The 5,693-nt window shown below is 70.2% G+C and carries 9 protein-coding genes; 3 read left to right on the forward strand and 6 right to left on the reverse strand.

Features of this window, described 5'->3' with window-relative positions; genetic code table 11:
* The coding region (locus tag VGN45_RS14590; RefSeq protein ID WP_327463775.1) for a Flp family type IVb pilin at positions 1 to 137 on the reverse strand (137 nt) is incomplete at its 3' end.
* A 284-nt stretch (positions 138 to 421) separates the two neighbouring features.
* Between VGN45_RS14590 and VGN45_RS14595 the strand changes: the two genes are divergently transcribed.
* The 3 genes from VGN45_RS14595 to VGN45_RS14605 are packed head-to-tail and all read left to right on the forward strand — an operon-like array spanning position 422 to position 1,936.
* Positions 422 to 853: a pilus assembly protein N-terminal domain-containing protein gene (locus VGN45_RS14595; protein WP_327463763.1), complete on the forward strand. Its 432-nt coding sequence runs from the start codon at positions 422 to 424 to the stop codon at positions 851 to 853.
* Positions 854 to 860: 7 nt separating this feature from the next.
* Positions 861 to 1,391 (forward strand): TadE/TadG family type IV pilus assembly protein, encoded by a 531-nt coding sequence (locus tag VGN45_RS14600; protein ID WP_327463764.1) that lies wholly within the window; start codon positions 861 to 863, stop codon positions 1,389 to 1,391.
* Positions 1,391 to 1,936, forward strand: coding sequence for a TadE/TadG family type IV pilus assembly protein (locus tag VGN45_RS14605; RefSeq protein ID WP_327463777.1), 546 nt, complete (start codon positions 1,391 to 1,393; stop codon positions 1,934 to 1,936). Before VGN45_RS14600 ends, VGN45_RS14605 begins: the two co-directional genes overlap by 1 nt.
* On the opposite strand, the gene VGN45_RS14610 is transcribed toward VGN45_RS14605, so the two are convergent.
* The 5 genes from VGN45_RS14610 to VGN45_RS14630 all read right to left on the reverse strand — a co-directional run bounded on the left by VGN45_RS14610 (position 1,924) and on the right by VGN45_RS14630 (position 5,266).
* Positions 1,924 to 3,261, reverse strand: coding sequence for an anthranilate synthase component I family protein (locus VGN45_RS14610; protein WP_327463765.1), 1,338 nt, complete (start codon positions 3,259 to 3,261; stop codon positions 1,924 to 1,926). The genes VGN45_RS14605 and VGN45_RS14610 overlap by 13 nt on opposite strands.
* Positions 3,258 to 4,034 (reverse strand): tyrosine-protein phosphatase, encoded by a 777-nt coding sequence (locus VGN45_RS14615; RefSeq protein ID WP_327463767.1) that lies wholly within the window; start codon positions 4,032 to 4,034, stop codon positions 3,258 to 3,260. Before VGN45_RS14615 ends, VGN45_RS14610 begins: the two co-directional genes overlap by 4 nt.
* A 32-nt stretch (positions 4,035 to 4,066) precedes the next feature.
* Positions 4,067 to 4,384: a transcriptional regulator gene (locus tag VGN45_RS14620; protein WP_327463769.1), complete on the reverse strand. Its 318-nt coding sequence runs from the start codon at positions 4,382 to 4,384 to the stop codon at positions 4,067 to 4,069.
* A 2-nt stretch (positions 4,385 to 4,386) separates the two neighbouring features.
* Positions 4,387 to 5,013, reverse strand: coding sequence for a hypothetical protein (locus tag VGN45_RS14625; protein ID WP_327463771.1), 627 nt, complete (start codon positions 5,011 to 5,013; stop codon positions 4,387 to 4,389).
* A gap of 64 nt (positions 5,014 to 5,077) precedes the next feature.
* Positions 5,078 to 5,266, reverse strand: coding sequence for a hypothetical protein (locus tag VGN45_RS14630; RefSeq protein WP_327463773.1), 189 nt, complete (start codon positions 5,264 to 5,266; stop codon positions 5,078 to 5,080).
* Between the last annotated feature and the right edge of the window lie 427 nt (positions 5,267 to 5,693).

The following is a 5,693-nucleotide window of genomic DNA, read 5'->3' on the forward strand; positions in this document are numbered from 1 at the left end:
AACTTGGTCTTGATGGTCGAGCCCAGGGCGGTCACGGCCGTGATGATCACGACGGCGATCAGGGCGGCGATCAGGCCGTACTCGATGGCGGTGGCGCCGGACTCGTCGGCCATGAAGCGGGAAACGAACTTGGTCATTGGAACATCCTCCAGGGTTGGGTCAGGGAACGCGAAATCGACTTCCATCACTTGGGGCCGCCGCTTGCTGCGCCCGTTCCCCATATGCCCAACATGAGGCGCGCCGCTTAAGGTCAAGTAAAAGGGAAGCAGTCTTAACCAATATTCGTGGTTATCGGCGCGTTCATCTAGATTAAGTCGAGAGCACCGGACTGCGCGGCATTTCAGACTTTCTTGAGGATTGCGGAGCATGGTCGCGTCCGGCGCCTCGCGCGGGCGCCTGCGCAGAATTCAAGGAGCGGCCCATGGCCTTCGGATCCCCCTCGACGCGCGGCGTCCTGATCGCGGCGGCGCTGATGTGCGCGGTCGCAGTGCCCGGCGTGGCGGCGGCCCAGTCCCAGCCCCTGTCGGTCGAGATCGACCAGTCGGCGCGGATCCAGCTGCGCGGCCAGGCGGGATCCGTGATCGTCGGCAATCCGGCCATCGCCGACGTGACCGTCGTGGACGCCGACACTCTGTTCGTCACCGGCAAGGGATATGGCGTGACCGAGGTCGTCGTGGTCGACGGACTGGGCCGCACCCTGTTCCAGAGCCAGGTCGTGGTCGCCGGCGGCGACACGGGGCGGGTGCGCGTCTGGCGCGGCGCCCAGGTGACGGAGATGGCCTGCGCCTCCTCGTGCGCGCCCACGTTGCGCTCGTCCTCGGACGCCGCGGCGACTCCCGCGCCGTCCAACTGAGATCGTCGTGCGCCGGCGCCTGTTTCACAGCTGCCTGAACGCCCGCCGCCCACGTGAGGGCGCCGCGGCGGTCGAGTTCGGCATGATCGCCCTGCCGTTTCTGTTCATGCTGTTCGCGATCGCCGAGATCGCCTTCGTCTTCGTGCTGGATTCCGTGCTCGAGAACGCCGTCATCGAGACGGGTCGTCTGGTCCGCACTGGTCAGGCCTCGGCCCAGGGCTTCACGGCCGACACCTTCAAGGAGCGGATGTGCGCGCGGATGAACATCTTCGCCGCGGGCTGTCTGTCGAAGGTGCACGTCGACGTGCGCTCGGTCGCCAGCTACGCCAACCTGTCCGCGCCGGATCCGCTGCAGGGTGGGGGCTTCTCCACGTCGGGGCTGAACTATCAGAACGGCCAGCCGGGCAGTCTGATGCTGGCCCGGGCCTGGTACCGCCACACCCTGTTCACGCCGTTCCTGTCGCAGGGATTGGCACGGGGCGGGTCCGACGCCTGGCTGATGGCCTCGACGTCCTTCCAGAACGAGCCGTGGAACTGATGGCGCGCGCGGCGAAACCCGGACTGTTCCGGCGGCTGCGGCGCGACCGTCGAGGTGTGTCGGCGGTGGAGTTCGCCATGCTGGCCCCGGTCATGGTCGGCATGTATTTCGGCCTTGCGGAGTTCTGTCAGGGCTTCATGGCGCAGAAGCGCGCGGGCCATTCCGCGGCGATCGTCGCGGATCTGATCACTCAGAGGAAGGCCGTCACCGGCGCCGAACTGGACGACCTGTTCCACGTCGGCGCCCAGATCATGAAGCCCTTTTCGGCGACCACGCTGAAAATCCGGGCGTCCAGCGTGACGCGCGGAAACGACGACGTGAACCGGGTCGACTGGAGCCGGGGCAGCGGTTTGACGGCCCGGGCCGTCGGTTCGACGCTCACCCTCCCGACCGGTCTGGTCGAGCGGGGCCAGACGGTGATCTTCACCGAGACGACCTACGACTACGACTCGCCGGTCGATTATTTCATGCCCGGCATCACCCGGTTCTCGCACAGTTTCTACATGAGGCCGCGCGAGGTGGAGAAGGTGGCCTACACACCCTGATCGACGGCGAGCGCCCGGCGCAGGGCGGCGATCTTCGCCTCGGTTTCCTCAAGCTCGGCTCGCGGGTCGCTGTCGGCGGTGACGCCGGCGCCGGCCAGGGTGCGCCAGCGCCAGGCGTCGTTCTCCCGCTCGAAGCCGACGGTGCGGATCAGGACCGAGGCGGTGAAGCGGTCCTCCTCGGCCAGAAAGAGCGAACCGCACCAGGGGCCCCGCGCCGCTTCATGGCCGGCGATGACCTTCATGGCCTGATGCTTGGGGGCTCCGGTGATGGAGCCCGGCGGGAAGGCGGCGGTCATCAGCTCGGCCGGCCCGGCGTCGGGAGTCAGGGTTCCGGTCACGGTCGAGACCAGGTGGTGGACCGTCGGGTGGGCCTCCAGCTCGAAGAGGCGCTCGACCCGCACCGAGCCGGGCAGGCACGCGCGGGCCAGATCGTTGCGCATGAGGTCGACGATCATGAGGTTCTCGGCTCGGTCCTTGGCGCTGGCCTGGAGCTCGGCGGCCAGGGCGGCGTCGCGGACGGGGTCGGGGGCGCGGGGTCGGGTGCCCTTGATGGGGCGGGTTTCGACGCGGCGCGTGCTCCGGTCCAGGGTCAGGAAGAGCTCCGGCGAGTTGGAGGCCAGGGCGCGGTCGCCCATCCGCCAGAAGCCGCCGTAGGCCGAGGCGCGATCGGACAGGCGGGCGAAGACGTCCCACGGGTCGGCGCCCTCGCGCAGGGCGCCGGACCAGGCGCGGGCGACGTTGGCCTGGAAGAGCTCGCCGGCCGCGATGCGCGCGACCACGTCGGCCACGGCGGCCTCGTAGGCCGAGCCGGGCGCTTCGGCGGGAAAGGCCGCCGCGGGTGGAGAGTGGGTCGCCGCGTCCCCCCCGCCCGGATCGCTGCGCGATCCACCCTCCCCCCGGGGGGAGGGAGAGGTCCAGCTTTCGGCCAGAAGCGCCGCTTGCTCTGCGTCGGCCGCCGTGGCGCCCCGGCCGACCGCGACGGCGTGGCCGTCAGCGTCGATCTCGATCATGGCCGGATACCGGGCCAGCGTCAGGTCGGGCCAGTCGCCGCGCGGGCCGACGGCGGGGCGGGCGCCGAGGTCGTAGGAGGCGAGGCCGACGACGCCGCGGGACCAGAGGGGATCGGCCAGCCGGGCGAAGGGCGCCGCGTCGTCGACCGGGCCGGAGAAGGTCAGGTCCGGGTCCGCAGCGACAAGGCTGCGGCCCCCGCCGGCCGGTGCGGTCAGGACCAGGGCGCCCGGCCGGTCGCGCAGGCCGGCGGCGACGGCGGCCGCGTCGATGCGGCCCAGAGGGCGGTCGTGCCGCGCGGCGAACGGCGCGCTCACGCCGCCAGCCGCTCCGTGATGCGGTCGCGCAAGGCCGCGTCCACGCCCAGGGCGCGTTCCAGATAGGCGTCCAGCGTGCCGTGTTCGGCCTCGATCGTCCGGAAGGCGACGTCGAGGAAGTCAGGCTCGACGCCGAGGAAGGCCACGACGGCGCCGTGCGAGGCGGTGCGGCCGGTCATGGCGTGCAGCTGGCGGGCGATGTCCGGGGCGCGGGCTTCGAGGTCCACGGCGCGGTTGGTCAGGAGGTAGTCCTCGATCATGTCGGCGCGCGACACGCCGAGAAGGTGGTGCGTCAGGGCCGCCAGAAGACCGGTGCGGTCCTTGCCGGCCGCGCAGTGGATCAGGACCGGGCCGTCCGCATCACCCAGGGTGCGGAAGAAGCGGGCGAAGAGGTCGAGGTGCGGCGGCTCGAAGGGCAGGCGGCGATAGGCGTCGTGCATGAAGGCGCGGCCGCTGTCTTCGGTCAGATCGGCGGTCTTCAGGAAGGTGATGTGCGGCGCTTCGCCGCCGTCGTCGTGGTCGCTCTCGATCACCGCGCAGGCGGAACCTGTGGGGCGCCGCGAGGGCTGGTGGCGGCGTTCGCCGGGGCGGCGCAGGTCGACGACGGTCGCGAGGCCCAGGGCGGCGATGCGGTCCAGGTCGGCGTCGGTGGCCCGGGCGTGGTGGGCCGAGCGCCAGAGGCGGCCCGGGCGTATGCGGCGGCCGGCGGCGGTCGCGTAGTCGCCGTAGTCGCGGAAATTGTCGACGGCGTCGAAGGGGAGGAGACGGCTCATGCCCCTCCCCTTCTCACGATCCGGCCGCCGCGTCAGTCGGATTTCGGTCGCGCCGCGGCGTGCAGGGCGCCGATCGCGTCGAGATAGCGCAGGAAGGCCGTGCTGCCGTCCTCGGTCAGCCGGGCCTCGGTCAGAGGCTTGCGGCCGACGAAGCGTTTGGTGACCTCCACGAAGCCGGCTTCCTCCAGCTTGCGGAGATGGACGGAGAGGTTGCCGTCGGTGGTCTGGAGCCGGGTCTTCAGTTCACCGAAGTCGGCCGAGCCGGCCCCCGACAGATAGGCCATGATGCCGAGGCGGACGCGGCCGTGGATGACCTCGTCGATGCGGTTGATGTCGAAGTCGTCGGCCATGCTCAGACGACCTCCGCCGGCTCCTGCCGGACCAGGATCAGGCCGGGGATCAGGGCGAAGGCGAACAGGCCCGCGGCATAGGCCAGCCAGATCCAGTCCGTGTCGACCAGAAAGGCCAGGGCGGGCGCGGACGCCCAGGCGCCGACGGCGAGATTCCACTGCCAGCGCGCCTTGGACATGGTGGCCGACACGGCCCAGCCGGAGCCGTAGGCGGCGAAGATCATCGACGGGAAGAGAAAGGTCAGGATCGGATTCTGGAGGCGCCAGGAAATGACCGCGATCGAGATCGACATGACGAAGATCAGCAGGCCGACGCCCATCCAGGCCGCGCCGACGGCCTGGTTGACGAGGCTGGCGGCGCCGGGCCGACCCTTGCTGCGGCCGATGAGCACGACCAGACAGGCGGAGAACAAGGCCATCGCGCCGACCCAGATCACGGCATAGGCGACGGGCGAGACGCTGAGCGCGTCGATCTGGATCAGCCAGTGGATCACCGAGGCCAGGCCGAAGATCAGGCCGGCGGCGATCAGGATGCCGCCTCCGATCAGGGGCGTGCGGCGCCCCTCCTCGGCGAGGGCTTTGATGTAGGCGATCTCGTCCTTCATGGACCGAATGTCGTCCTGGGTCATGGCGTGTCCTTCCGCGATGCAATGACCCGAACCTAGCAGGATGCTTTGTATTGTAAAGTGCTTTTCACAAACCCCCGTCAGGCTCCTCGGCGACCGGAAGTCGAGGGCTGATGTACCAGCCTTCCCTCTGCCGGGCGGCGAACGCGGCACGGACGCTCTCGACGCGCTCCCAGAGCAAGGCGTGCAGCCTTTCCAGTTCGGCCGCATCGTCGGGCTGGAGCTTCGGAGGGCGCGGGAATTTGGGTCGGGACATGAGGGTCTTCCGGATTTCCCTCCCGCTTGAGGGAGGGACGTCGGCGCGAGGCGACGACGGGGGTGGGGGGATGCGGTGAGGCCGGACGCGGGCGGTCGGAGCGTGGGGCGCCGAGCCCCTCCCACCCGTCTGGCGCTGCGCGCCAGCCATCCTCCTCCGAGGGGGAGGAAGAATGCAGGCACGCGTCTTCGCTCCGTCGTTTTTCGCGCGGAGTTGGGAAGGGCGGGCGGAGCGCCGGGCGCGGAGCCCGGATGAGGATTGAGTTTACCGTTTCGGCTTCGCGACCACGCTCCGCGCGGTTCGTCTGATCAGGAGCTGTCCGAGGTGGCCGGAACCACCGCATAGGGCCGCTGCTTGGCGACTAACGGACGCGCCCCTGGCGGGCGGGCGGGAGACTTGCGAACCCCGGACCCGGACGCGCGCCTTC

It is taken from the genome of Brevundimonas sp., from assembly GCF_035999125.1.
Taxonomy (GTDB): Bacteria; Pseudomonadota; Alphaproteobacteria; order Caulobacterales; family Caulobacteraceae; genus Brevundimonas.